The following is a 23,426-nucleotide window of genomic DNA, read 5'->3' on the forward strand; positions in this document are numbered from 1 at the left end:
CATGGCGGTTCGGGTTGACCTCCACACCCGGCGACCAGGATCAAACAGGCTCTGACCTGGGCTTCTATGGCAGTTAGACACTGTGTAAGATTTTTTGGCCGATGTCAGCTTCGTGTCAGCGCGCCACAACCCAGCGTCGTCGGCCACCATTCAAAACACCGTTGCGCTACATTGGGGTCATGGCCAGGCTCAAGACACACGACGACGCTCTTCGCCTCAAGCTCATCAACCGTGCCGCCGCGACGGTCTTCGACCGCGGCACCGGGGCGTTGAGCCTGCGCAAGCTGGCCGCCGATGTGAAGACATCCACCACGGCGGTCTACTCCCTCTTCGGGAACAAGGCCGGGCTGCTCGACAGCCTGTACCAGGAGGCGGTCCGGCTGTTCATCGCACGCCTGGACACCGTCGACTCCTCCGACGACCCCTCGGCCGACGTCGTGCGGCTCGGCGTCGCCTACCGGGAGTACGCCCTCGCCAACCCCCATCTGTACGGGATCGTGTTCGCCGACCGCGGCGACTACGAACCGACGCCCGAACGCCGCAACGAGGCCGGCTCGACCATCCAGCCGCTCGTGGACGCGGTGCTGCGAGGGCAGGCGGCCGGACAGTTCCAGGTGGGCTCGGCCGAGGTCATCGCGCTGTCCTGCTGGGGCGCGGCCCACGGCCTGGTCTCCCTGGAACTGTCCGGCAACGCCCCGCCGGGGCTCGACATCGGGGCCGCCTACGAGGAGACCCTGGACGCCGTGGTCAGCGGCTGGCGTGCCCGTGGCGCGGAGGCCGCGGCACGGGCCGCCTCGTCCTAGGACCCGTCGTCGAGGGCGACGCCCTCCGCCAGGAACACCTCGCGCCCGGCACGGGTGCCCCGCCACTGCCCGGACACCGCTCCCCTCCGCACCAGGTCGACCCGCTGCGCCCCCGGGCTCAGCACCAGCCGCCCGATCGTGAGGGTGCCCGGGGAGTCCCGGTCGTGGGAGCGGTCCGTCTCGCGCACGATCGTCTCGACGGCCGCGGGCGAAAGGGTGTGGGCGGGCGGGAACGACGTCGTCCACAGGTCGGCCGGCGCCACCGGGGTGAGTGCGAACCCGCCCGCCTCGCCGGGCTCCGGCCGTTCCTCCCGGAACACCACCCCGGACCAGTCCAGCCACCCGGTGTCCGGGGCGGCCGGGCCGGACGGCTCCGGACGGGCGGCGGGCGGCGCCGCGGGGAGCGCGGCGGGCTCGGGCCCGTACACCAGGGTGGCGCTCGCCACGTGCTCGCCGGCCGGATCGGACACGGTGACGTCCACCTGCCACACCCCGTCCCGCCGCACGCCCTCGGCCCTCCGGTGCAGGACCAGGCGTCCGCCGGTGAACCGGAGCCCGGCCAGGCGCACCGCGAACCGGTGCACCTCCCGCAGGTGCAGCAGCGGCCAGCCCTCCGGCACCACCCAGTCGCCCGCGGAGACCAGGTGCTCCAGGACGACGCCGACGGGGACGGCGGGCGCGTCCTCGATGCGCAGCTCCGTCAGACACGGGTGCGCTCCGGCCTCCAGCGTCCACCGGGTGCGCATCGAGCGGAACAGGGCGTACTCCTCGACCTCGCCGAGGTGGTGGTCCAGCGCGTGCAGCCGGGGCAGGTCCGGGTGGCCGGTCAGCATGCCGAACCCCCGTAGCTGCCCCGGTGCCAGGACGGCTCCGATACGGCCCAGGAACACCGTCTCACCGGTGTGCCCGGAAGCGATCTCCTCGGCCCAGCGCCGGGCGCCCTCAAAGGGGTCGAGCGTGGAGACGTACCGGACGGCCGCGGAGTAGTTGGCGATGACGCCGAGGCGTTCCCAGGTCGGCCAGCACAGAGTCTGCACCGGCAGCCCGAGGTCGTCGCGGGCCCAGAATCCGAGCCGGGCCAGCGCCTCGTTGCCCGCCGCGTAGTCGATCTGGCCGACCATCCCGCCCATCCGGCCGGCCAGTGACCCCACATTGCTCAGCAGCCGCAGCGCGGCCCGGCGTTCGGGCCGGGCGAGGATCGCGCGGACCAGCTGGGCGAAGCCGGTCACCTTGACGTCGACCGTACGGATCACGGACTCGGCGGACTTGCGGTCGAAGCGGGCCGGCTCGTCGATGCCGGCGTTGTGCACGACGTACTGCGGGCCGTCGCCGAGTGCGGCGAAGACACTCTCGACCTGCTCGGCGTCCGTGCAGTCGCAGCGCAGATAGGTGATGCGCAATCCGTCCGCGGCCGCCCCGCGCAGATTGCCCAGGACGGTACGGGCCTCGTCCGCCCGGCGGATCTCCCGGCGCAGCCCGGCCAGTTCGCCCGGGGTGCGGGCCCGCGCCATCCGGCGGCGCCGCCACAGCGCGAACGCCTCGTCGTCCAGGGAGGTGGCCTCCCCCTCCTCCGGCAGCTCGCCGCGGCCGGTGACCACGACACGGCAGCCGAAGGTCTCGGCGAACGAGCGGGCGGCGGCGAACCCGACCCCGCGCGCGCCGCCGGTGATCAGCACGGTGTCCTCGGGCCCGGGCGGCCGGGGCCCCGGCGGGCAGGCGGGCGACGGCCGCCCGGCCAGCACATGGCGCACCCCGTCCCGGTAGCCGACCTCGAACTGGGCGGGCGCCACGTACTCGCGCTCGACGGCGTCCGCGATCGCCGAGGCGTCGGACCGGTCCAGGTCGACCACCACCACTCCGGCGGCGGGGAGTTCGCGCGGCAGGCACTTGGCGAGTCCGGCCCAGATGCCGCCCAGCGGCTGCGGCACCCGGCCCGCTCCGTGGCCGGAGAGGCCGCCGAGGTGGGTCACGGCCAGATACACATGGCGGCCGAAGCGCGCTTCCTCGCTCCAGCGGCCGTAGGCGGCCTGGATCGCCGCGGTGGTGCGCGCGAGCGCGGACCGCCAGCCGGTGTCGCCCAGTTCGTAGGTCCGGCCCGTCACGTTGAGGTCGACGATGCCGTCCCAGCCCTCGGCGGTGAGCGGGGTGCCGGGGTCCGACCGCACGACCAGCGCACCCCGCTCCCCCAGCTCCCCGGCGACGGCCGCCACCAGGGCGGCCGACTCGCCGACCAGCAGGATCCGCCGCCCCGCCAGCGGGCGGGCGGCGGCGGCAGCGGGGTGCGGGACCGGGACCGGTTCCCAGACGAACCGGTCCACCGGGCGTACGAACGCGTCCGGGTCGAAGGAGGAGAGGTGGGGGCGGAGCGCCGGCCACTCGGCCGCCCGCGGGGCTTCGGTGGAGGCTGTCATCGGGTGCGCTCCCGGACCTGTACGCGCATGCCGCCCTTGGGGAACAGCGTGATGAACGCGCCGCCGCGGACCGTTTCCCGCTCCACGGAGACGTGGTAGCGGCCGAAGACCGCGGCGACCGTCTGCTGGAGCAGCGCCAGCCCCATGCGCTTGCCGATGCACTGGCGCCGCCCGCCTCCGAACGGCAGGTAGGCGGAGCGGTCCCGGGTGGTGGGGACTCCCGGCCGGAAGCGCTCGGGGTCGAAGCGCTCGGGGTCCTCCCACTGCTCCGGGTTGTAGTGGGCCCCGTACACGGAGACGAGCAGCGGGGTGCCCGCGGGGATGCTGTGACCGGCCAGGACGTCGTCCTCGATCGCCTCGCGGGTGAACTGCCACACCGGCGGGTGCATCCGCAGGCTCTCGTCCACCACCATCGCGGTGTAGGTGAGAGCGTCCAGCTCCGCGGCGGCCGGCGGGCGGCCGCCCAGCACCCGGTCCGTCTCCTCCTCCAGGCGCTCGCGCACCTCGGACTGGCGGGCGGCTTCGTACAGCGTCCAGGTCAGCGACAGCGCCGTCGTCTCGACGCCCGCCAGGAAGAGGGTGACCAGGTCGGCCCAGAGGGCGTCGTCCGGGAGGTCCGCCTCGCGGATGAGCGTGGCGACCTCGCCGCCGACACCGCGGTCCACGTCCCGTGCCGCCTCGGCGACGACGCGCTCCAGGGTGCGCCGGGCCCGCGCCACCCGGCGGCGGTAGGGGGTCGGGACGAACGACGGGATCGCCTTGTCCACCGAGCCGACGTTCTTGAAGATCGCTTCGAGGGCGACCGAGACCGCCTCGGCGAACTCGCCGCCGTCCTGGGAGAGGTCCTTGCCCACCAGGGCGATGCCCATCACCCGTGAGGTCAGACTCATCGCCTCCTGGAAGAGGTCGAACGGCTTGCCGCTGCACGCGTGTTCGGCGAACCGGTCGAGCAGTGCGGCGACCGCTTCATCACTGTGCGCGCCCCGGGCGGCGATGGCGTTCGGGGTGAACGCCGAGTTGACGGCCTTGCGGTGGACGCGCCAGTCCCCGTCGTCCAGGGTCAGCAGCCCGCGCCCCATGAACAGTTCGAACGCCTCGTAGTACGCGCCGCGCGCGTAGTTGTCGGCGTTGCCCTGGAGCACGCGGCGGATGCCGTCGGGCGCGGAGACCTGGACGGTCGGATTGTGCGGCAGGATCGGCAGCTTCACGACGGTGCCGTGGTCGCGCTGGGCGCGCAGCGAGTAGCCGGGGGGATCGGCGGCGTACGCGACGGTGGACATGATCGGGGAGGAGCGGGGGAATCTCGTCGGCCCCTCGACCGGCTTCGCCCGCGCTCCGGTCACCGGGCAGACGGCGGCGTCCGGCGGCGACGGGGTGGTGGTCAGGTCGTCGGGTGTGTCGGTCATGGTGTCGTCTCCTCGGCTGGGCTGCGGCGTCCGCGGTACTCGCCGGTGGTCTGGTTCACATGGCCGAGCACGGCTCCGGTCATGTCCTTGATCTGCAGGACGACGTCCCCGGCGGCGGTGACCGCGACCGAGCGGTTCTCCTCCGCGCTCTCCAGATCGAGGCGTGCGGGCAGGGAGTAGAGCTCGACCCGGGTGCCGGCGGCGGCCAGCGTGGCGTCGGTGTGCCCCCCGTACAGGTCGATGCGGCGGATGGTGCGCGGAACGGCGAGGGGTATCCAGTCGCCGTCGCTCCGGTCGAGGACGGAGGTCCGGGCCAGGCCGTCGAGCAGGACGGAGGGCACGACGAGGCCGGAGAACCAGCGCTCGATGCCCGGCCGGTCCGGTACGTAGCGGGCGCGTCGGCCGTGCGGGTGGGCCCGGGTGTCGCCGGTGGAGACGAAGACCCCGCTCAGCAGGACGGCGGGATTGGGCAGGTGGTACGGGTCGGCCACCGGCTCGACGCCCTGGTCGTTCCAGTGCTCCCAGCGCGGCGCGGTCACGGGTTCGTCCCGCAGCCGGACGCGGGCGGAGAAGTGGCGGCGGTCCTTGACGAGCAGCTGCCCCCCGGGGGCCAGCACGTCGCCCGTCACCTCGACGTCGACGACGGACTCGCGCGGCCCGCTCTCCACCAGGCGGGCGGTGATCTTCTTGGTCTCGCCGCGGCCGGGCCGGTAGACGCGCAGGAACGCGTCGAGCCGGATGTCCTCCAGCACGGCCGGGACGCGGCCGGGCACCAGGTGCATGGCGGCCTGCGCGGCGAGTTCGGGGACGAAGGTGCCGGGCAGGGTCGGGTAGCCGTTGACGACGTGCTCGCGCAGGTAGGCGTCCCGTTCCAGGGTGAAGGTGCGCACCACGGTGAGCCGGTCGGCACGGCGGTCGACGATGTCGTCGACGAAGAAGTCGGGCAGCGCCGGGCGGACGGGTCCCGCGGCCGGGACCGGGCTCGCGGCGACCGGGGCGGGGGCGGTAGAGGCCGAGGCGGTCGGGGCGGGGGCCGGCGCCGATTCCGGAGGCGCGTCCGGGACGCGGCAGAAGTCCAGGTAGCCCGGTGCGGCCAGCTCCATCGTCGCCCGCTCCGCGTCCCCGAACAGCACGGTGAGCGGCGTCGGTTCGGCCTGGTCGATCTCGTGGAGGAAGTGGTCGATGCCCTCCGGCGTGGGCATGGCGGTGAACTGTGCGCTCTTGGCCAGGAACCTCCGCATGATCGGGGTCGCGCCGAGGCCGACATCGCGCCACAGCGTCCAGCCGATGGTGAACTCGCCCGACCCCCGGGCCGCGCTGTAGGCGGCCGCGGTGTTGAGGTAGTCGTTCGCCGACCCGTAGTCGGTCTCGCCGTTCTGTCCGGTGAAGCCGACGAAGGAGCCGAAGTTGCACCAGCGGCGGGGCTGCCGGTCGCCGAACGCCGCCTTGAGGTTGATGTGGGTGCGTACCTTCAGGTCGCGCACGGTACGGAAGTCGGCGAGGCTCTTCTTGGCCACGGAGGCCGCCCGGTTGGTGCCCGCGATGTTGAGCAGCAGGTCGACGCCGTCCCTCTCCACCGACTCGATCCGGGCGACGACCTCCCGTACGGCCTCCGGATCACGGAGGTCGCAGGCGTGGTAGGTCACCCGGTCCGGACCGCAGGTCTCCTCGAGCGTGCGCACCGTGGCGCGCACCTCGGCGGCGGCGGCCAGCCGGTCGTAGGCCGCGTTGGCCTCCCGCACGGTGAGCCGGTCCGGACTGGTGCTGCGGGCTCTGATGAACTCCTGCCGCCCGACGGCTTCTTCGGGCGCACCGGCGCCGAGCGGGGTGGAGCCGATGATGTGGAACCGGGGCCGGTCGCGGCGGGCCAGCGCCGTGAGGAGCGTCGCCCCGATGCCCCGGCCGCCGCCCGCCGCGACGACGGTCCGCAGTGGCTTCGGGGCGGCCGCGGTGGTCCCCGGGTCCCGCACGGCCTTGAGCAGGAGGCGGACGCCGCCGGCGAACGCGACGACGGGCAGGAGCTGCCCGGCCAGGGACTCCGCGGCCGCGTCGGCCTCGGCCTCCTCCAGCACAGCGGCCTCGTGGACGACCGCGACCACCGAGGAGGCCGGCCACTCCAGGGCCAGGCTCTTGGCGAACCCGGAGAACAGGCCGGTGCTCGGGTGCTGCACCCGGTCGGCGTCGATGCCGCCCAGGATGACGAGTACGAACGACTCGGGCAGCGCGGGGAGCCCGGCACACGCCTTCGCGGTACGGAAGAGTGCGTCGTGCAGCGTCAGCAGCCGCTCGGAGGGGCCCCGGAGCCTGTCCTCCCGGCTCAGGTCGACCACCACCCGCACATGGCGCGGGGCGGCTCGCCGGACGGCCTCCTCCAGGGCCTCCTCCTGCGACAGCGGCAACAGCTCCGTGTCCGGCGGCAGGTCGTACGCGCCGAGCGCCGCCAGACCGTGCGTCAGCAGGGCGGTGGACGGCGGGAACAGCGGTGCCGGCGGACCGGGTTCCGCACGCGGCGCCGGGGCGAGCCGCAGGACGTGCCGGTCCAGGAGCCGCGGCTCGGCGGGCTCCTCCTCGGCGGCGGGGCGGCTCAGCCGCAGCCTGCGGGCGGGCCCGCCCGGCTCCGGGGCCCGCTCGATCACCGCGGTGCCGGGGCCCGGCGTCGTCCGGCCGGGCTCGGACCGGGTGAGGAAGGCGATCAGTTCCCGGGCGCCCTCGGCGCCCAGCAGGGTGGTGGCTCCCTGTTGCGAGGGGTTCACACCGCCACGCTCCTTTCCACAACGGCCAGCACGGGGAGGCCGGCCTCCTCGGCGAGCGATCTGCGGGTCATGACGAACAGGAAGGCTCCTTCGGCGGGCCGGCGGCCCTCGTCGTCGTTCCACCCGGGCAGGGCCGTGCCGTTGACCCCCGCGACCAGCGCGACGTCGATCTCGCGGAAGTCCAGGTAGGCCCCCGCCACGTCGAACGCCTCCAGCAGGGACGCCTCCCCGGCGTCGACCGTGATGTTGAGGCCGCGCAGGTCGAAGTAGTTCGACAGCCGCGCCGCGATGACGTTGGGCATCGCCCCGGGGAAGGAGTCCTCCGTCGGCGCGGCGATCAGGCCGGTGGCCCGCTCCTCCAGCCGGGTCACGAACTTCTCCGTCGCGGGCCCGCCCGCTCCCGCCACCACATGGCGGATCTCGTCGAGGTAGGCACGGGACTTGTAGAGCAGGGCGTTGCGTGTGGCCCCGGTGTGGCCGACCACGACCCCGGTGGTCCGGTGGTGGCTCAGGCACAGCTCCCGCACCGGCTCGTCCAGGTCCTGCATGCAGCGGATCATGGCCAGCTGGGTGCGGTCGGTGGTTCGGGCGGTGGGCGGCGGCATCCGCAGTTGCTGGAACGGCGGTACGGGGTAGGTCATGCCGAACGACGGCGCGAACTCCTCGTCGGCGTCCCCCGCCGCCCAGGCGGCGACCTCCTCGGACGAGGGGCCGCCCGGCAACCGGGAGGACCAGCCGACCAGGACGAGGTCCTCGCCGAGTGGAGCGGGCAGGGCCGCCGGATGCCCGGACCGGACGGCCGCGTGGTCCTCGGAGATGATCACGTGGGCGTTGGTGCCGCCGAATCCGAAGCCGGAGACCGCCGCGCGGCGCGGACGGGCGCTGTCGACGGGCCAGGCCACGGGTTCCTTCGGCACGGTGAGCCCCGTGGCACGGTCGGCGAGGGCGTCGGGCAGCCGGGAGAACCGGTACTGCGCGGGGATCGTTCCGTGGCGCAGCGCCAGCAGGGTGTGGATCACCGAGACCACTCCGGCCGCCCAGCCGCAGTGCCCGACCAGGGACTTGTTGGAGGTGACCTGCTGGACTCGGTCGCCCGCATAGCCCTGGGCGAGGCTGGTGAACTCCGCCTCGTCGCCGGCGGGAGTGCCGGTGGCGTGGGCGACGATCCAGTCGATGTCGTCCGGGCCGAGCCCGCTGCGCTCGAACGCCCGCTCCACGGCCAGCTCCTGGCCGGCCGGGGCCGGTGCGTAGATGGCCTTGCCCCGGCCGTCGGCCGACAGGCCGATCGCCGAGATGACGCCCAGGACCCGGTCCCCGTCCGCGCGGGCGCGCGAGAGCCGCTTGAGCACGACGAGTCCGGCGCCGTCGGAGAACAGGGCCCCGTCCGCACCGGCGTCGAGAGCCCGTACGGCCCCGCCCGCCGAGAGCCCGTTCAGCTTGGCGAACAGGATCGAACCGCTGGGGGCGAGGGCGAAGGAGCCTCCGCACACCGCCACGTCGCTGCGGCCCGCGAGGAGGTCGCGCACCCCGAGGTCCATCGCGTACAGCGAGGAGGAGCAGGCGGTGTCCACCATGTGCAGCCGGGTGCCGTCCGGCAGGATGCCGTCCATCGCGTCGCGGCCGACGCGATGCGGGTGGCGTGCCTCCCCGGGCTCGCCGCCCCGGCCGAACCTCCGGCGCAGGGCGTCCCCGACCGGGCCGCGCACGGCGTCGTCGCCGTCCTCGGCCAGGGTCTCCAGGGCGTGGCCCAGCACATACGCCTCTTCGAGGTGCTGGCTGCCGTCGGGGGTGTAGCCGACGCAGAAGGAGAAGCGGTCGCCCTCCGCGCGGCCCACGCCCTCGAGTGCCTGGTGGAGGCTGTGCCGCAGCCAGAGCGCGGTGTGGTCGAGTCCGGCGTCGGCGAGTCCCTCCTCACGGAGCTTGTCGTGGGGGCGGAAGCCGGTGATGAAGCCGGAGCGCCGCTGGTAGGTCTTGTCGGGCGCCCGGCGGTCCTCGGCGTGGAAGCGCGAGATGTCCCAGCGGTCTCGGGGCGCGTCAACGAAGAGCTCGGCCCCGTCGGTGAGCAGCCGCCAGAACTCCTCCGGGGAGGAGGCTCCGGGGATGGCGAGCCCCATCCCGACCACGGCGATGGGGTCGTCGTCCGGTGCTTCCGGCGGGAGCGTCGCAGCGGCGGGAGCGGGCATCTCCTCGTCCGGCGCGGGGATCTCCTCGTCCGGCGCGGCCCGGAGCGCCGCTCGCCGCTTCTCCTGCGGCGCCGTCTCCTCCGCCGCGCGCGGTTCGGCCTCCTCCACCGCGAGCCGCTCGGCCTCCGGCGCCGCTTGCCGCGTCTCCTCCGGCACCGCTTCCGGCGTCGGGGACATCGCGGAACGCAGCAGCGTGAGTCCGCCGTCCGCCAGGACCGTCTGCCCCGTCACCCAGCCCGAACGCTCCGAGCTGAGGAACAGGACGACCTCGGCCAGGTCCTCGGGCCGGCCGAGCCGCGACAGCGGGGTCGCCGCCACGGTGTTCGCCCGGACGTCGTCGAAGTCCGGGAACAGCCGCCCCACCGGATTGTCGATGAGACCGCACGAGGCCGCGTTGACCCGGATTCCGTCCTGGGCGAGCTCCGCCGCCAGATAGCGCGTCAGCGACTCCAGCGCCGCCTTCGAGACGCCGACCGGCAGGTAGTTGGCCGGTGCCGTGGAAGAGCCGAGGGAGGAGACGTTGACGATCGCGCCACCCCGCCCGCCGGACGCCGCCAGCAGCGGACGGGCGTACTGGGCGCACCACAGCGGCCCTTTGACGTTGGTGGCGTACGTCCGGTCGAGCAGGTCGTCGGTGATCTCGTCGAAGGGCACGAAGGAGCCGGCGGCGGCGTTGTTCACCAGGATGTCGAGCCGGCCGTGCTCCTCCGCGATCTCCGCGAACATGCGCTCGACCTGGGCCCGTCGTGCCACCGATCCACGGATCAGCCGTACGTCGAGGCCCCGGTCGACGAGCGCCCGCGCCTGCTCCTTGGCGGCGTCGTAGGAGTGGAAGCAGTTCAGCAGGACGGTCGCGCCGCGCTCCGCGAGCCGTTCGACGATGACACGGCCGACACTGCCCGCGCCGCCGGTGACCAGGGCGACGCGTCCGGCGAACTCCGCGTCGGCGCGGAGGGCGGGATGCGTCATCGTCCGGCCGCGCTTCCGGCGTCCGCGCCGTCGGTGACGCCGGCCGCCACGAAGTCGACGACCTTGCCGAAGGTGTCGTAGTCGGCGACACGCAGCCCGGCGGGCGGCAGGCCGAGACCGAAGCGGTCCCCCAGCCTGCTGAGCAGCTCGGTCTGCTTGACCGAGTCGACCCCGAGGTCCGCCTCCAGCTGCACGTCGTCCGTGAACACCTCCTCCGGGTACTCCATCGCCTCCGCGTACAGGGCTCGTACCCGGCCGCTGAGTTCCTCGCGGTCGGGGCCGGGCGCGGCGGCGGAAGCGGTCTCCGGGGCGAGGGAGGCCGGGCCCGCGGGCGTCACGGTGGCCGCCGGGGCGGTGAACCCGGAGGCGGTGGACGCCGGAGCCGTGAACCCGGAGACCGTGGAGGCCGGGACCGTCGTCGCCGGAGCGGAACCGCGGGTCAGCGGGGGCCGCAGGGCGTCGGCCGCCGCGGCGAGCCCCGCCTCCTCGTCCCGGCCGGCCAGCGGTGCGACCACGTACGCGTCCGGCCGGGCCTGCTCCACCAGGGCGCTGAGCACCCGGCCCGCACCGGTCTCGACGAACACCCGCGCGCCTGCGGCGTGCAGTGCGGAGACGGCCGGACCGAACTCGACGGGTGTGACCAGGTGGAGGGCGAGCAGCCGGGCCAGGTCGTCCCCGTCCCGGTAGAAGCGCCCCAGGATCGGCGAGTAGACGGGCACGTCGAGCGGCCGGGACGGGAAGGAGGCGAGGCGCTCGGCCAGCACCCCGCGCGCCGTGTCCAGCAGGGGGTGGTGGAAGGGGTGCGGGGAGCGCAGCCGGGTGCGGGTGATGTCGAGCTGGGCGGCGATGGCCTCGGCCCTCGCGATCGGCTCGGCCCGGCCGGAGACCACGGACTGGGGCCCGTTGTCGACGGCGAGCACGAGGTCGGGGTCGGCGATCAGGGCGACGATCCGCTCGGCGCGTTCGCCGTCGCAGCCCAGGGCGAGCATGGCGCCACCGCTGCGGTCGTGCTCCCGCAGGACGGAGATCCGCTCGCAGAGGATCGCCGCCGCGTCGGCGAGGCTCCAGGCTCCCGCGCAGGCCAGCGCCGCGAGTTCGCCGAGGGAGTGGCCGACGTGCACCGAGGGGGCGGCCCCGCGTTCGGCGAGCAGCCGGTGGGTGGCGACGGCCGTCGTGAAGACGGCCAGCTGGAGGACGTCCGGGGCGGAGTCCAGCAGGGCGGCGGGGCTGGGCGGAGAGGGCTGGAACACGGTCGAGGACACATCGCGGCCCATCCGGTCCTTGGCGACCGCGTCCACCTCCTCGAAGGTGGCCCGTACGGTCCGGTCCCCGCTCTCCCAGAACTCCTTCAGCGCGCCGGCGCGGTACGCGCCCTGCCCGGGAAACAGCGCGACGGTCATGTCAAGTTCTCGGCTCATGGGCCTTCCCCTCGTCGTGGGTCGGTCGGCTTCCCGGATTCGGTCAGCCAGGTCTGCCGCACTGCGGCACGGTCGGCGCCCTCGACAGCGAGGGCGACCAGGTGGCGGGGGCCTGGGCGGAACAGCTCGAACGCCCAGTCGCCGGGTAGTACGGGGTCGCGCACGGTGATCAGCCCGTCCGCCGCCGGCCCCCGGGCGAAGGAGAACCCGGCGAGGCTCCGGTGCAGTCCCGTCCCCTGGGCCTTGAGGTAGGACTCCTTCAGCACCCAGAGCTCGCCGACCCGGGCGACCAGCGCGTCCGGCTCCAGGGCGGAGAGTTCCAGGAGTTCCTCGCAGGCGAAGAACCTGCTGATGTGGTGGGCCGACTCGGCGGACACGGAGGTCTGCTCCACATCGATCCCGCACGCCCGTCCCTCGGTGACGGCGCAGACCACGAGCCCCTCGGTATCGGCGAGGCTGAACCGCAGCCCCTCCCGGTCGGGTTCGGGACGGCCGTGCGGGCCGATCGTGAAGCGCCATTCCTCGGGCGGGCGGCCGGTGCGGGCGCTGAGCGCGAAGCGGCACAGCAGCCTGCGGCCCAGGAAGCGCCGCCGGTCCGCCGGACGGATGAGCCGTGCCATGCGCGTACGTTCCTCGCCGCTCAGCAGCTCCTCGCCGCCGGATTCGGCGGCGAACGCGGCGATGGCGTGCTCGGGGAGCAGCCAGATGTCGGCGGTGTCGGTGGCCGGCTCGCGGTCGACGACGGCGGAGCCCCTCACGAGACGGCCGCCCGGCCGGGCCGCGCGGCCGGCTCGTCCGCCGGGGACGGGCGGCGCTCCACGAGAGCGGCGAGCCGGTGCGCGAGGTCGAGCGACTGCTCCCGGTTGAGCCGGGGGTCGCACACGGACCGGTAGCCGCCCGGCAGGTCATCGAAGCCGACCCCCCGGCCGCCGCCGCCGACGCACTCGGCCACGTCGTCGCCGGTCAGCTCCAAATGGACGCCTCCGGGGTGCACCCCCAGGCCGCGGGTCACCTCGAAGAAGCCGGCCGCCTCGTCGAGGATGTCGTCGAACCGGCGGGTCTTGCGCCCGCAGGGGGCTCCGACCGTGTTTCCGTGCATGGGGTCGGACACCCAGCCGACGGTCATGCCTTCGGCGGTCGTCTTGCTGATCAGGTCGGGCAGCACGTCGCGGATGCGGCCCGCGCCCATCCGCACGATCAGGGTGAGCCGCCCGGGGTCGCGGTCCGGGTCCAGCCGTTCGACCAGCCGGATCACCTCGTCGGTGCCGGCCGTCGGCCCGATCTTGACCGCGATCGGATTGCCGATGCCGGCGAAGTACGCCACGTGCGCCCCGTCCAGCTGCCGGGTGCGCTCGCCGATCCACAGGAGGTGGCCGGAGGACGCGTACCGGCCGCCGGCCGGGTCGGCCCGGGTGAGGGCCCGCTCGTAGTCCAGGACGAGCCCCTCGTGGGAGGTGAACAGCTCCGCGGGCAGGTCTCCCCGCGCGGCGCCCCCTTCGTTCGCGGTGATGGCTCTGACCAGGTTGAGGGTGGCGGCCGAGGCGTCGCGGACGCGCACGAGGCGGTCGGGGTCGGGGGTGCGGTCGGCGGCGGTGAAGGCGTGGCCGTTGACGGCGTCGCCCCGGTAGACGGGCAGTTCGACGCCGTCACGGGTCTCGGTGGCCGACGAGCGGGGCTTCGCGTACTGACCCGCCAGCCGTCCGACCGCGACGACCGGCAGCTCCACGGCCCGGCCCAGCACGCCGGCCACGCGGCCGAGGGTGGTGACGGTCCGCCGGACCGAACCGGCGTCCAGCGCGTCGAGGGACTCCGCGCAGTCGCCGCCCTGGACGAGGAACGCCTCGCCCCGGGCGACCGCGGCCAGCCGGTTCTTGAGGAGGGCGCATTCGGCCGCGAGGACCAGGGGAAGGCTCCGCTCCAGGGTGGTCAGGGCGGATCGCAGCGCCGGGCCGTCGGGCCAGTGCGGCTGCTGCCGGGCGGGCGGGGCCGCCGGGCTGCCCGCGGCCGGCACGGCAGGGGCGCCGAGCAGGGAACCGGTCACGCCGTGAGCTCCACTCCGTGAGGGACCCGCGCGAGTGCGCCGGTGACCAGGTCGTCCAGGATGGCCGCGCCGTGACGTGTCATCACCGACTCGGGATGGAACTGCACCGAGGCGAAGCCGGGGCCGCGCAGCGCGTGCACCTCGCCGGTGTCCGGGTCGCGGGCGATCTCCACGTCATGGCCGACCAGCGGGCTGTGCAGCCGGTCGTCGGGGGCGTGCGCGACGAAGCTGTTGTAGAAGGCGACCTGCTGGGCGGCGCCGAAGAGGTCGACCGTCCGCCGTACGCCCTGGTTGGGGAAGTCGAGTGCGCGCAGCGGGAGTCCGAGCAGCCTGCACAGGATCTGATGGCTCAGGCAGACCGAGACGAACGGCACCCGCAGGTTGAGCAGGCTGCCGGTGACGGCCCGCAGGTAGGCGACCTTGTGGTGGCCCTCCTCGCGGGGGTCGCCCGGTCCGGGCCCGAGGACCACGAGGTCGTAGCCGGTGAACCGGTGCGGTTCGTCGAACCGGCGGACCGTGACGTCGAAGCCCAGCGACCGCAGCTGCTGGGCCCCCATCGCGGTGAAGGTGTCCTCGGCGTCGAGGACCAGGAGCCGTCCCCGGCCGGTGGGGCGCTGTGCGGCGGGGGTGATCCAGAAGTCCGAGAGCGGGCGGTTGCGTTCCCGCAGGGCGGCCCTGATCTGCGGATGGTCGTGGTGGCCGGCCGTCGGCCGGCGGCGGGGCGTGCGGTCGAGGGCGGCGAGCAGTCCGGCCGCCTTGGCCCGCGTCTCGGCGCTCTCGCCGGCGGGGTCGGAGTCCCGTACGAGTGTCGAGCCGACCGCGATCCGCATCCGGCCCCGGGCGTCGACGTCGGCCGTGCGGATCATGATGGCCGAGTCCATGCGCCGTTCGCCGTGCGGGTCGCGGCCGATCAGGGCGGCGACGCCCGCGTAGTAACCCCGCCCGCTGGGTTCGAACTTGGCGATCACCTGGCAGGCGCTCTCCACCGGGCTTCCGGTGACGGTCGGGGCGAGCAGCGTCTCGTGCAGGATCTCGCGCACGTCACGGGTGCTGCGGCCGACGATGCGGTACTCCGTGTGGGCCAGGTGCGCCATCTCCTTCAGCCCCGGCCCGACCACCCGCGCGTCGTCGCAGACCCGGCTCATCATCTTGAGTTCCTCGTCGAGCACCATGTACAGCTCGTTGGTCTCCTTGCCGTCGGCGAGGAACTCCAGCAGACCAGCGGTGTCCGGCCCGTCGGCGGGGTAGCGGTAGGTCCCGCTGATCGGGTTCATCACGGCCACGCCGCCGTCGAGGCTGACATGCCGCTCGGGGCTCGCGCCGATGAAGGTCCGCTCGCCGGTGTGGACGATGAAGATCCAGTACGCACTCGGCTCCCCGCGGAGGAGCCGCCCCCAGAAGGCCAGCGCGGTCCGCGCGGACCAGTGGGGGATCTCGGTGACGAAGGTCCGCTTGATGACGAAGTTCGCACCCGCCCCGTGGCCGATCTCCTCGGCGAGCACCCGGCGGACCAGGTCGCCGTACTCCTCGTCCTCCAGGTCGAAGTTCCCCTGCGCGCCGTCCAGTTCGACCGGCCAGGCCAGCACCTGGTCGAGCGTTCGCGCCACCGGCAGCCGCGACTGGTCGCGGACCGTCATGACCAGCAGCGGCTCACCGTCGTCGTGGTGGTCGTAGCCGCGTTCGCCGATCACCCGGTAGGGCAGCAGGACCAGGGCCTCGTGGCGGTCCGAGCCGCCGTTCGCCTCCGGCAGGTCGGCCGTGGCGGCCACTTCGGAGAAGTCGCCGAGCAGCAGGTCGACGGTGTCGGGGTGCTCGCTCTCGGGGCGGTGCAGGAGGGCGAACGGACGGTTGCCCTCCGCGAGTTCCTCAAGTGTGGTCATGACGCGCTCCCGGCCGGTGTCGCGGATGTCTTCGTCAGGGCGTCGCACACGGCCGCCGTGGTGACGGACACGCCGCAGCGGGCCGACGCGTACTGGAGGGCCATCCGGTGGTCGTCGGGGGTGAAGTCGGCCATCGCGTCGGCGACCAGGAAGGGCTGGACGCCGTGGGCGAAGGCGTCGCAGGCGGTGAGCAGGATGCCCACGTGGGCGTAGACACCGCAGATGATCAGCTGGTCGCGCCCCTGGGCGGTCAGGATGTCCAGCAGTTCGGTCCGGTGGAAGGCGCTGGCCCGCCACTTGGTGAGGACGGTGTCGTCCTCACCGGGCGCGATGACGTCCGGGATGCCCCGCTCCTCGGGCGCGGCGGACATGCCGGGACCCCAGAAGTCCTGGAGCAGCCCGCGCTCCTCGGGAGTCATGTCGCCGGGCTGGGCGGTGTAGACGACGGGGACGCCGGCCCGCGCGCAGCTCTCGCGCAGCGTGGCGACGCCCGTGAGGAGCCCCGTGCGCGGTTCGGAGCCCTCGGCGAAGGGGGCGAGGAAGTAGTGCTGCATGTCGTGCACCAGCAGTACGGCCCGGCGGGGGTCGACGGCCCAGGCCGCGGTGTTCGCCGGCAGCTCGGCGGCCCGCGGCAGGGGATAGGGGTCGATCGGCGCAATCGCCACGGAACGTGTCCTCTTCTCGCGGGAGCGGTCAGACGCCGAGCGTGGCGCCGCCGTCTACGGTCAGGTCGTGCATGGTGATGTGCGCGGCCCGCTTGGAGAGCAGGAACAGCACGGCGTCGGCGATGTGGCCGGGCTCGGCGATGCGGCCCAGCGGGATGCCGAGCCGGTAGGCGGCTGCCACCCCGTCCACGGAGGCCCGCTCGGCGGCGTCGCCCTGGAGGGCGGTGAGCATCGGGGTACGGGTGGAGCCGGGCGCGACGACGTTGCAGCGGATGTTGTGGGGGGCGAGCTCCAGGCCCAGGCACTTGGTGAACATGGCCGAGGCCGCCTTGGAGGCCGCGTAGGCGGCCATGGACATCCGGGGCGTGGCCGCCGCGTTGGAGGCGATCGTCACGATCGCACCGCGCCGCCGGGGGACCATGACTCCGGCCACCGCCCGGCTGGTGTGGAAGACGCCGCCCGCGTTGACCGCGAAGGTGGCGTCCCAGTCCGCGTCGCTCAGTTCGGCCGCCGGTCCGCTGCGGAGCACTCCGGCGGCGTTGACCAGGTTCTCGATCGGGCCGAGTTCGGCCTCCACCTTGGCGACGGCGGTGTCGACGTCCTTGCTGACGGTCACGTCCGCGGGGACCGCGAGCACCCGGGCCCCGGTCGCGCTCAGCTCGGCGGCCAGCTCCCACAGCGCCGGTACGTCGCGGTCGACGAGTCCGACCGGGAGCCCGGCGGCCGTCAGGGCGCGTACGACCTCGGCCCCGATGCCGCCGGCGGCCCCGGTGACCAGCGCCACGCCGGACAGCGGATCGCTCATCGGGTCCACCCCCCGACGACCCGTCCGACGACCTCGCCGGGGATGCCCAGCGCGCGGGTGGAGAACGAGGCGAGGGCGTCCAGGTAGCGCTCCTGGAGCCCGCTCTCGTCGACCTCGACGCCCCGCCCCCCGGACAGCAGGGTCCGGCCGCCCACGATGACGGTGTCCACGTCGGCCGAACCGGCCAGCCACAGGAAGCCCTCCAGCGGGCGGGGGTTGAGCAGATAGCGCCAGTCGTCCGTCCGTACGAAAACCAGGTCGGCCTGCTTTCCGGCCTCCAGGCTGCCCACGGCGTCGTCCCAGCGCAGCCCCTTGGCCGCGATCCTGGTGCCCATAGCCAGCGCGTCGGTGGGCAGCACCTCGGTCTGGTCGGCGCTCATCTCGTTGTACATCTGCCAGGCGGCGCGCATCGTCTCCGCGATCCCGGCGCTCGGCATGGAGGAGCCGTCCGTGGACAGCGACACGTCCAGGCCCTGCCGGCGCAGTGCGGGCACGACGCCCGTCTCGGTGAGCGAGGACTCGCCGGAGGGGCCGTACTTCCCGGGCGAGTGGCTGATGTGGGCGCGGCCCGCGACCATGAGCTTCTGCTCGTCCTCGTCGAGGAAGGCGCAGTGGCCGGCCATCAGCCGTTCGTCGACCAGTCCGAATTCGGCCAGCCTGCGGACCCCGGTCTGCCCGTAGTAGGTGCGCATCAGCGCGACCTCGTTGCGCAGCGCGCCCACGTGGGTGGCGAAGCCCAGGTCGTGCCGGGCGACGAGGTCGGCCATGCCGCGGGCCAGTTCGTCGGTCATGTTGGTGACGTAGGCGATGCTGGGGCGGACCCGGACGCGGCCGGAGGTGTCCCGGCCCGTCAGCTCCAGCAGCTCCTCGACCCGCGCGAGGACCCCGTCGGCGTCCCGGGTGCGGACGAAGCGGCTCTGATCGGGCGGGCAGACGGCGTCGGAGGCCCAGGTGCTCGCGGAGAAGCGGATGCCCAGGCGCTGTGCGGCGGCGACCATGGAGTGCGGGCGGTTGAGCGATCCCATGTCGCCGAGGGTGGTGACGCCGCCGCGCAGCTGGGTCCACATCGAGTATTCGGCGATGGCCTGCGCCTCGTCGGGGGTCATCGCGTCGATGAGGCCGTCGAAGCGGTCGAAGGTGGCGGAGATCTGGTGCATGTCGCCGCCGCCGCCCATGAACGCGACCTGGTCCTCGCGGTCTGAGGCCGGGCGCAGGGCGCCGCGCATCGGGAGGCGCATGGCGAACATCTCGTGCCAGTGCGCGTTGACGAAGCCGGGCAGCACCATCATGCCGCGGGCGTCGCGGCGGCGCAGGCCCGTTCGCTGCTGCGGGGTGAGGGCGGCGACGGCCCGCTCGACGTCGGCGGCGGGGCCGACGGCCGCGATCGTTCCGTCCACCAGCAGGACGGCGCCGCCGGCGTGGACGCTCTCCCGGGCGTCCGCCGTGTAGACGGTGCCGCCCGTGATCAGTTCGGCGCTCACCGCTCCGCTCCCGAGCCGGCCGCCGGAGCGTCGCTCACGCCGGCGAAGTGGGCGAGCCAGCCGTTCAGGGTCGGGGCGGCGACCAGGGCGTCGAACTGGGCGGGGACGCCGCTCTTGCGCCAGCGGCTGATGAGCCGCATGATCTCCAGCGAACTCAGGCCGAGCACGACGAGGTTGGCGTCGGGCTCGATGTCCGCCGGGTCGATGCCCAGCAGCGGCGCGAGGGTCTCGCGCAGGTCCTGCTCCGTCGGGTTCGGGGACTTGTCCACGTCAGCCTTCCTGCTCGGACGCCGCGAATGCCGCCAGCGCCTTCTTGTCGACCTTGCCGAGAGGGGTGAGGGGCAGCTCGGGCACGTAGTGCACGGCGTCGGGCAGTTTGTAGTCCGCGACACCGCGCGCGTGCACGGCCCGCTTGAGGTCGGCCAGCGGCCGCCGCGGCCCGTCCGCGACGAGGCAGGCGCAGATCCGCTCGCCGAGGAACGGGTCGGGGACTCCGATCACCGCGGCCGACGCGATTCCGTCGAGTGCCAGGAGGTGGTCCTCCACCTCGCCGGCGGAGACCTTGTCGCCGCCCCGGATGATCATTTCCTTGATGCGGCCCTCGATGACCAGGTCGCCGTCCTCGGTGAGGCGGGCCAGGTCACCGGTCCGGTAGAAGCCGTCGTCGGTGAAGGCACGCCGGTTGTACTCGGGTACGCCGTAGTAGCCGCGCAGGGTGTACGGACCCCGGGTGATGAGCTCGCCCACCGATCCGGCGGGGAGCGCGGCGCCGTTCTCGTCGACGATGCGGAGCTCGTCGGCGTCCGAGATCGGCTTGCCCTGCGTGGTCAGCACCGACTCGGCCGGGTCGTCGGGCCGGCTGAAGGTCAGCAGTCCTTCGGCCATGCCGAACACCTGCTGGAGCGAGCAGCCCAGGGCGGGGGCGATACGGGCCGTGAACTCGCGCAGCATCCGCGCTCCGCCGACCTGCACCAGCCGCAGGCTGCCGAGGTCGTCCTCGCTCCACTCGGCGGCCTCCAGCCACAGCTGCACGATGGAGGGCACCATCGCGGTCGTGGTGACACGGTGCCGCTCGATCAGGGGGAAGCAGTCCAGCGGGTTGGGGGTGTCGGCGAGCACGGCGGTGCCCCCGGTCATCAGCGTGCCGATCACGCCGGGGCAGCCGTAGGCGAAGTTGAACGCGACGGGGAGCACGGCGAGGTAGGTGTCGGCGGCCGTCAGCTCGCACACCTCGGCGGCCCGCCCGGCCTGGTAGACGTAGTCGTCGTGGGTGCGGGGGATCAGCTTGGGCAGGGCCGTCGTACCACCGGAGAGCAGGAAGAACGCCACGTCGGACGGGTCGGGCTCGGGCAGCGGACGCGGGTCGGGGGTGGCGGCCTCCAGCTCGGACACGGTGACGAACCCCTCCTCCTTCGCTCCGAGTACGAAGAGCGAGCGGAGGGTGTCACTGGCGCCCCGGACCTTGCGGGCCATCTCCCGGTGGTCGAAGCCGCGGTGGTCCTCGGGCAGGACGTAGGCGGTGGCGCCGCTCAGCTCCACGAGGTGGCTGATCTCGGTCTCGCGGTGCGCGGGCAGGGAGAAGACGAGCTTGGCGCCGATCCGCATCAGCGCGAAGGAGATCGCCACGAACTCCGGCACGTTGGGGAGCTGGACCACGACCCGGTCGTCCGCCCGGACGCCGTGCTCCAGGAAGCCCGCGGCGAGCCGGTCGGCCCAGCGGTCGAGTTCGGTGTAGGTGATGCGCCGGTCGCCGTGGACCAGCGCGGTGTCGGAGCCGTGCCTTCGGGCGGCGTCGCGCAGCACCGTGCCGAGCGTCTCACCGCGCCAGAGGCCCTGTTCGCGGTAGCTCTGCGCCACGTCGGGCGGCCAGGGTGTGCATCCGGCGAGCATGGTGGTCTCCCCTCACTCCGATTCGGGCGCGGACTCGGTGATGGTCACGACGGCGGCGCCGGCCTCCATGCCGGTGCTGGCGCCGATCAGCAGGACGTTGTCGCCGGGGCCGACCTCGCCGCCGCGCCAGAGGTGTTCGAGGCCGAGGAACAGGTCGGCGGCTCCGGTGTGCCCGATGGTGCTGACGTAGTCCCAGACGTTCTTCTCGTCGGGGACGTCCAGCGGCAGCAGGAACATGGCCTCCAGGGCGGGCCGTGCGAAGCCGACGTGGCAGACGCGGCTGATCTGGTCGAGGGTGAGGCCGGCTTCCTTCAGGGTGCGTTCGGCGATCTCGGCGACCCGGTCGCCGAAGTTCTTGATCGGCGGGGCCTGGCCGGCGGCCCACTGCTCCCGGACCTTCTCGGCCCGCTCGGAGAAGTTCAGGCCCCTGCCCCGCGTGACGCCCGGCGGGAAGAGCTCCTCGCCCGCGCGGTGCAGGATCTCCATCGAGGAGTCGGAGAGCGAACCGACCGCGAGGAGCCGGGCGAATCCGGAGCGGCGGGAGAGGACCACGGCCGACCCGGCGTCGGCCAGCACGAACAGCCCGGAAGCCTGCCAGCGCTGGACGCCCGGCGTGGAGTAGTTGTCGCCCGTCGTGATGAGCGCCGCCTCGTGCGTGGGGTTGGCGATGAGCCGGTTGGCCGCCGCCTCCACCGAGGCGAGCATGCCGAGGCAGCCCTGCTTGATCTCCACGGCGGGGATCGGGCGGTCGAGGGTGTTGTTCAGGACGTAGTGCCCGGCCGACCAGCCGTCGGGGCCCTGGTGGTAGGTGTAGCTGTGCAGCAGGATGCCGAAGTCGTCCGGCGTGTGACCGGATCCGGCCAGGGCGGTGCGGGCGGCCTCGATGGCCATGTCGGGGGCGGGCGTCGACTCGCTGACAGCCGCGGAACGCATGCCGGAGGACTCCCGCGCCGCCTCCTCGTACAGCCCCTCCGCTACCGCGCGCTCGGCCGGGTACAGGGGTGGCAGGTGACTGCCGATCCCGGCGAGATACAGGTTCTCGGTCCTCATCGCGCCGACTCCTTCGTGGTGGGTGGCCTTGGCCGCAAGCACAACAGCTCCGGCCTCGGACCCTCATGAGTAGGCGGTACTCAACACCCCCTCTTAGACAGCGTCTAAGAAAAGCTGTGCTGGGCAGCGCCGACGCCTCGCGCCGGCCGCCCGCTCAAGCGCGACTTGAGTAGCGACTACTCGGGCGCGCTCCGGCCCCCGGTGCTGTGCTGTGCGCGTAACCGCCGCGCGCCGCAGCCCGCGGCCCTGGGCACAGACGAGGGAGATCCGATGTCGTTGCCGCGTCCGGAACCGGGCGACTGGTCCAACCCCGCCGAACTCGCGCGACTCCAGGCGGCCGAGCTGCCCAGGGTGCTCGCCCAGGCGATGCGTTCGCCCTTCTACGCGGCCCGTTACGCGGGCCGGGCGGCGCCGGCCGGAGCGGCGGACTTCGCCGGGATCGAGCTGACCACCAAGCAGGACCTGCGGGACCAGTACCCGTTCGGGATGCTCGCCGTCGACCGCGAACGGCTCGCCACCTACCACGAGTCCAGCGGCACCTCCGGCGAACCGACCGCCTCTTACTACACCGACGAGGACTGGCAGGACCTGGCCGAGCGCTACGCCCGCAAGTGGGTCGGCATCAACCCCTCCGACACCTTCCTCGTCCGCACCCCCTACGGCCTGGTCATCACCGCCCATCTGGCCCAGGCCGCCGGACGGCTGCGCGGGGCCACCATCGTGCCGGGCGACGCCCGTTCACTGGCCACGCCGCTGCCCCGGATGGTGCGGGTGATGCGCGCCCTGGACGTCTCCCTCACCTGGTGCAATCCCACCGAGATCATGATGCTCGCGGCCACCGCGAAGGCCGCCGGGCTCCGGCCCGACCAGGACTTCCCCGCCCTGCGGGCGATGTTCACCGCCGCCGAACCGCTCACCGAGGTGCGGCGGCGGCGGCTCAGCGAGATCTGGGGCGGCATCCCGGTCGTCGAGGAGTACGGCTCCACCGAGACGGGCACCATCGCCGGCCAGTGCCCCCAGGGCTCCCTGCACCTGTGGGCGGACCGCGCGGTCTTCGAGGTGTGGGACCCGCGGACCGGGAAGCTCTCCGCCACCGGGCGCGGCCAGCTGGTGGTGACCCCGCTCCACCGGGAGGCCATGCCCCTGCTGCGCTACAACCTCGCCGACGACGTCGAGGTCGCCGCCGACGGCTGCGCCTGCGACTGGGTCCTGCCCACGGTCCGGGTGCTGGGCCGGTCCGGCGCGGGGTACCCCGTGGGCTCCGGCACCGTCACCCAGCAGCGCCTGGAGGAGCTGGTGTTCAGCCTGCCCTACGAGTACGACGTGATGTTCTGGCGGGCCAGGGCCGAACCGGACCTGCTGCGCGTCGAGTTCGAGGCCCCGGACGCCGTGCGCGAGCGGGCCGTCAAGGAGCTGACCCGGCTGATCGACCGGGAGCTGGGCGTGCCGCACGACATCACCGGACTGCCGCTCGGCACGCTCGTCCCCACCTCGGCGCTCACCGCCCAGCGGGACATCCTCAAGGCCCGCTACCTCTTCGGCGAGGGCGAGGACTGGGACAAGGCGGTCATGTACGCATGATCCCCGAGCCGTGCCCGGCCCCGGTCCGCGCCCGCCCCACCGGCCTCCGGCCGGACTGCCCTCGCCCCCCGTCGTCCGGAGCGGACGACG

Annotated in this window: 16 protein-coding genes; 2 read left to right on the plus strand and 14 right to left on the minus strand. The window is 73.6% G+C overall.

Annotation, left to right across the window (positions count from 1 at the left end):
- Window positions 1–179 precede the first annotated feature (179 nt).
- Window positions 180–803 carry a WHG domain-containing protein gene (locus ACIQMU_RS21715; protein ID WP_352243831.1) on the plus strand — a complete coding sequence of 208 codons (624 nt, stop codon included), beginning with the start codon at window positions 180–182 and terminating at the stop codon, window positions 801–803.
- Here ACIQMU_RS21715 and ACIQMU_RS21720 read toward each other — a convergent pair.
- Genes ACIQMU_RS21720 through ACIQMU_RS21785 form a run of 14 tightly spaced genes read right to left on the minus strand, consistent with a single transcriptional unit; the run spans window position 800 to window position 21,755 of the window.
- On the minus strand, window positions 800–3,214 hold the full coding sequence (locus ACIQMU_RS21720) for an SDR family NAD(P)-dependent oxidoreductase (RefSeq protein ID WP_352243830.1): 2,415 nt from the start codon (window positions 3,212–3,214) through the stop codon (window positions 800–802). The two genes, ACIQMU_RS21715 and ACIQMU_RS21720, sit on opposite strands and share 4 nt — an antisense overlap.
- A complete protein-coding gene (locus ACIQMU_RS21725; RefSeq protein ID WP_352243829.1) occupies window positions 3,211–4,620 on the minus strand; it encodes a cytochrome P450 in 1,410 nt (469 codons plus the stop codon). The genes ACIQMU_RS21720 and ACIQMU_RS21725 overlap by 4 nt, the downstream gene beginning before the upstream one ends.
- Window positions 4,617–7,373, minus strand: coding sequence for a KR domain-containing protein (locus tag ACIQMU_RS21730; protein ID WP_402689485.1), 2,757 nt, complete (start codon window positions 7,371–7,373; stop codon window positions 4,617–4,619). Before ACIQMU_RS21730 ends, ACIQMU_RS21725 begins: the two co-directional genes overlap by 4 nt.
- A complete protein-coding gene (locus ACIQMU_RS21735; RefSeq protein ID WP_352243827.1) occupies window positions 7,370–10,525 on the minus strand; it encodes an SDR family oxidoreductase in 3,156 nt (1,051 codons plus the stop codon). The genes ACIQMU_RS21730 and ACIQMU_RS21735 overlap by 4 nt, the downstream gene beginning before the upstream one ends.
- Window positions 10,522–11,943 carry an acyltransferase domain-containing protein gene (locus ACIQMU_RS21740; protein ID WP_402689486.1) on the minus strand — a complete coding sequence of 474 codons (1,422 nt, stop codon included), beginning with the start codon at window positions 11,941–11,943 and terminating at the stop codon, window positions 10,522–10,524. Before ACIQMU_RS21740 ends, ACIQMU_RS21735 begins: the two co-directional genes overlap by 4 nt.
- Complete coding sequence (locus ACIQMU_RS21745; protein WP_352243825.1) at window positions 11,940–12,701, minus strand: 4'-phosphopantetheinyl transferase superfamily protein; 762 nt, start codon at window positions 12,699–12,701, stop codon at window positions 11,940–11,942. Before ACIQMU_RS21745 ends, ACIQMU_RS21740 begins: the two co-directional genes overlap by 4 nt.
- Window positions 12,698–13,984: a 3-deoxy-7-phosphoheptulonate synthase gene (locus ACIQMU_RS21750; RefSeq protein WP_402689487.1), complete on the minus strand. Its 1,287-nt coding sequence runs from the start codon at window positions 13,982–13,984 to the stop codon at window positions 12,698–12,700. The genes ACIQMU_RS21745 and ACIQMU_RS21750 overlap by 4 nt, the downstream gene beginning before the upstream one ends.
- Entirely contained in the window at window positions 13,981–15,864 is a 1,884-nt protein-coding gene (locus ACIQMU_RS21755) for an anthranilate synthase family protein (RefSeq protein ID WP_352243823.1), read from the minus strand. Before ACIQMU_RS21755 ends, ACIQMU_RS21750 begins: the two co-directional genes overlap by 4 nt.
- A complete protein-coding gene (locus ACIQMU_RS21760; protein WP_352243822.1) occupies window positions 15,861–16,529 on the minus strand; it encodes an isochorismatase family protein in 669 nt (222 codons plus the stop codon). Before ACIQMU_RS21760 ends, ACIQMU_RS21755 begins: the two co-directional genes overlap by 4 nt.
- Window positions 16,530–16,557: 28 nt before the next feature.
- Window positions 16,558–17,334, minus strand: a complete 777-nt coding sequence (locus tag ACIQMU_RS21765; RefSeq protein WP_402689488.1) for a 2,3-dihydro-2,3-dihydroxybenzoate dehydrogenase — start codon at window positions 17,332–17,334, stop codon at window positions 16,558–16,560.
- Entirely contained in the window at window positions 17,331–18,815 is a 1,485-nt protein-coding gene (locus ACIQMU_RS21770; protein ID WP_402689489.1) for an amidohydrolase family protein, read from the minus strand. Before ACIQMU_RS21770 ends, ACIQMU_RS21765 begins: the two co-directional genes overlap by 4 nt.
- The gene (locus tag ACIQMU_RS21775; protein WP_352243819.1) at window positions 18,812–19,084 is read right to left on the minus strand and encodes a phosphopantetheine-binding protein; all 273 of its coding nucleotides are present in this window, start codon (window positions 19,082–19,084) and stop codon (window positions 18,812–18,814) included. The genes ACIQMU_RS21770 and ACIQMU_RS21775 overlap by 4 nt, the downstream gene beginning before the upstream one ends.
- 1 nt (window position 19,085) lies before the next feature.
- Window positions 19,086–20,705, minus strand: a complete 1,620-nt coding sequence (locus ACIQMU_RS21780) for an AMP-binding protein (protein WP_352243818.1) — start codon at window positions 20,703–20,705, stop codon at window positions 19,086–19,088.
- 12 nt (window positions 20,706–20,717) lie between these two features.
- Complete coding sequence (locus tag ACIQMU_RS21785; protein WP_352243817.1) at window positions 20,718–21,755, minus strand: ketoacyl-ACP synthase III family protein; 1,038 nt, start codon at window positions 21,753–21,755, stop codon at window positions 20,718–20,720.
- A gap of 270 nt (window positions 21,756–22,025) precedes the next feature.
- On the opposite strand from ACIQMU_RS21785, the gene ACIQMU_RS21790 reads away from it, so the two are divergent.
- Entirely contained in the window at window positions 22,026–23,336 is a 1,311-nt protein-coding gene (locus ACIQMU_RS21790) for an AMP-binding protein (RefSeq protein WP_352243816.1), read from the plus strand.
- Window positions 23,337–23,426: the final 90 nt, after the last annotated feature.

Source organism: Streptomyces sp. NPDC091649 (assembly GCF_044756785.1).
Classification (GTDB): Bacteria; Actinomycetota; Actinomycetes; order Streptomycetales; family Streptomycetaceae; genus Streptomyces.

Bases quoted from the DNA above. Each gene is read 5' to 3' on its own strand.
- ACIQMU_RS21715 (WP_352243831.1), top strand. From the start codon at position 180: ATGGCCAGGCTCAAGACACACGACGACGCTCTTCGCCTCAAGCTCATC.
- ACIQMU_RS21720 (WP_352243830.1), bottom strand. From the start codon at position 3,214: ATGACAGCCTCCACCGAAGCCCCGCGGGCGGCCGAGTGGCCGGCGCTC.
- ACIQMU_RS21725 (WP_352243829.1), bottom strand. From the start codon at position 4,620: ATGACCGACACACCCGACGACCTGACCACCACCCCGTCGCCGCCGGAC.
- ACIQMU_RS21735 (WP_352243827.1), bottom strand. From the start codon at position 10,525: ATGACGCATCCCGCCCTCCGCGCCGACGCGGAGTTCGCCGGACGCGTC.
- ACIQMU_RS21740 (WP_402689486.1), bottom strand. From the start codon at position 11,943: ATGAGCCGAGAACTTGACATGACCGTCGCGCTGTTTCCCGGGCAGGGC.
- ACIQMU_RS21755 (WP_352243823.1), bottom strand. From the start codon at position 15,864: ATGACCACACTTGAGGAACTCGCGGAGGGCAACCGTCCGTTCGCCCTC.
- ACIQMU_RS21765 (WP_402689488.1), bottom strand. From the start codon at position 17,334: ATGAGCGATCCGCTGTCCGGCGTGGCGCTGGTCACCGGGGCCGCCGGC.
- ACIQMU_RS21780 (WP_352243818.1), bottom strand. From the start codon at position 20,705: ATGCTCGCCGGATGCACACCCTGGCCGCCCGACGTGGCGCAGAGCTAC.
- ACIQMU_RS21785 (WP_352243817.1), bottom strand. From the start codon at position 21,755: ATGAGGACCGAGAACCTGTATCTCGCCGGGATCGGCAGTCACCTGCCA.
- ACIQMU_RS21790 (WP_352243816.1), top strand. From the start codon at position 22,026: ATGTCGTTGCCGCGTCCGGAACCGGGCGACTGGTCCAACCCCGCCGAA.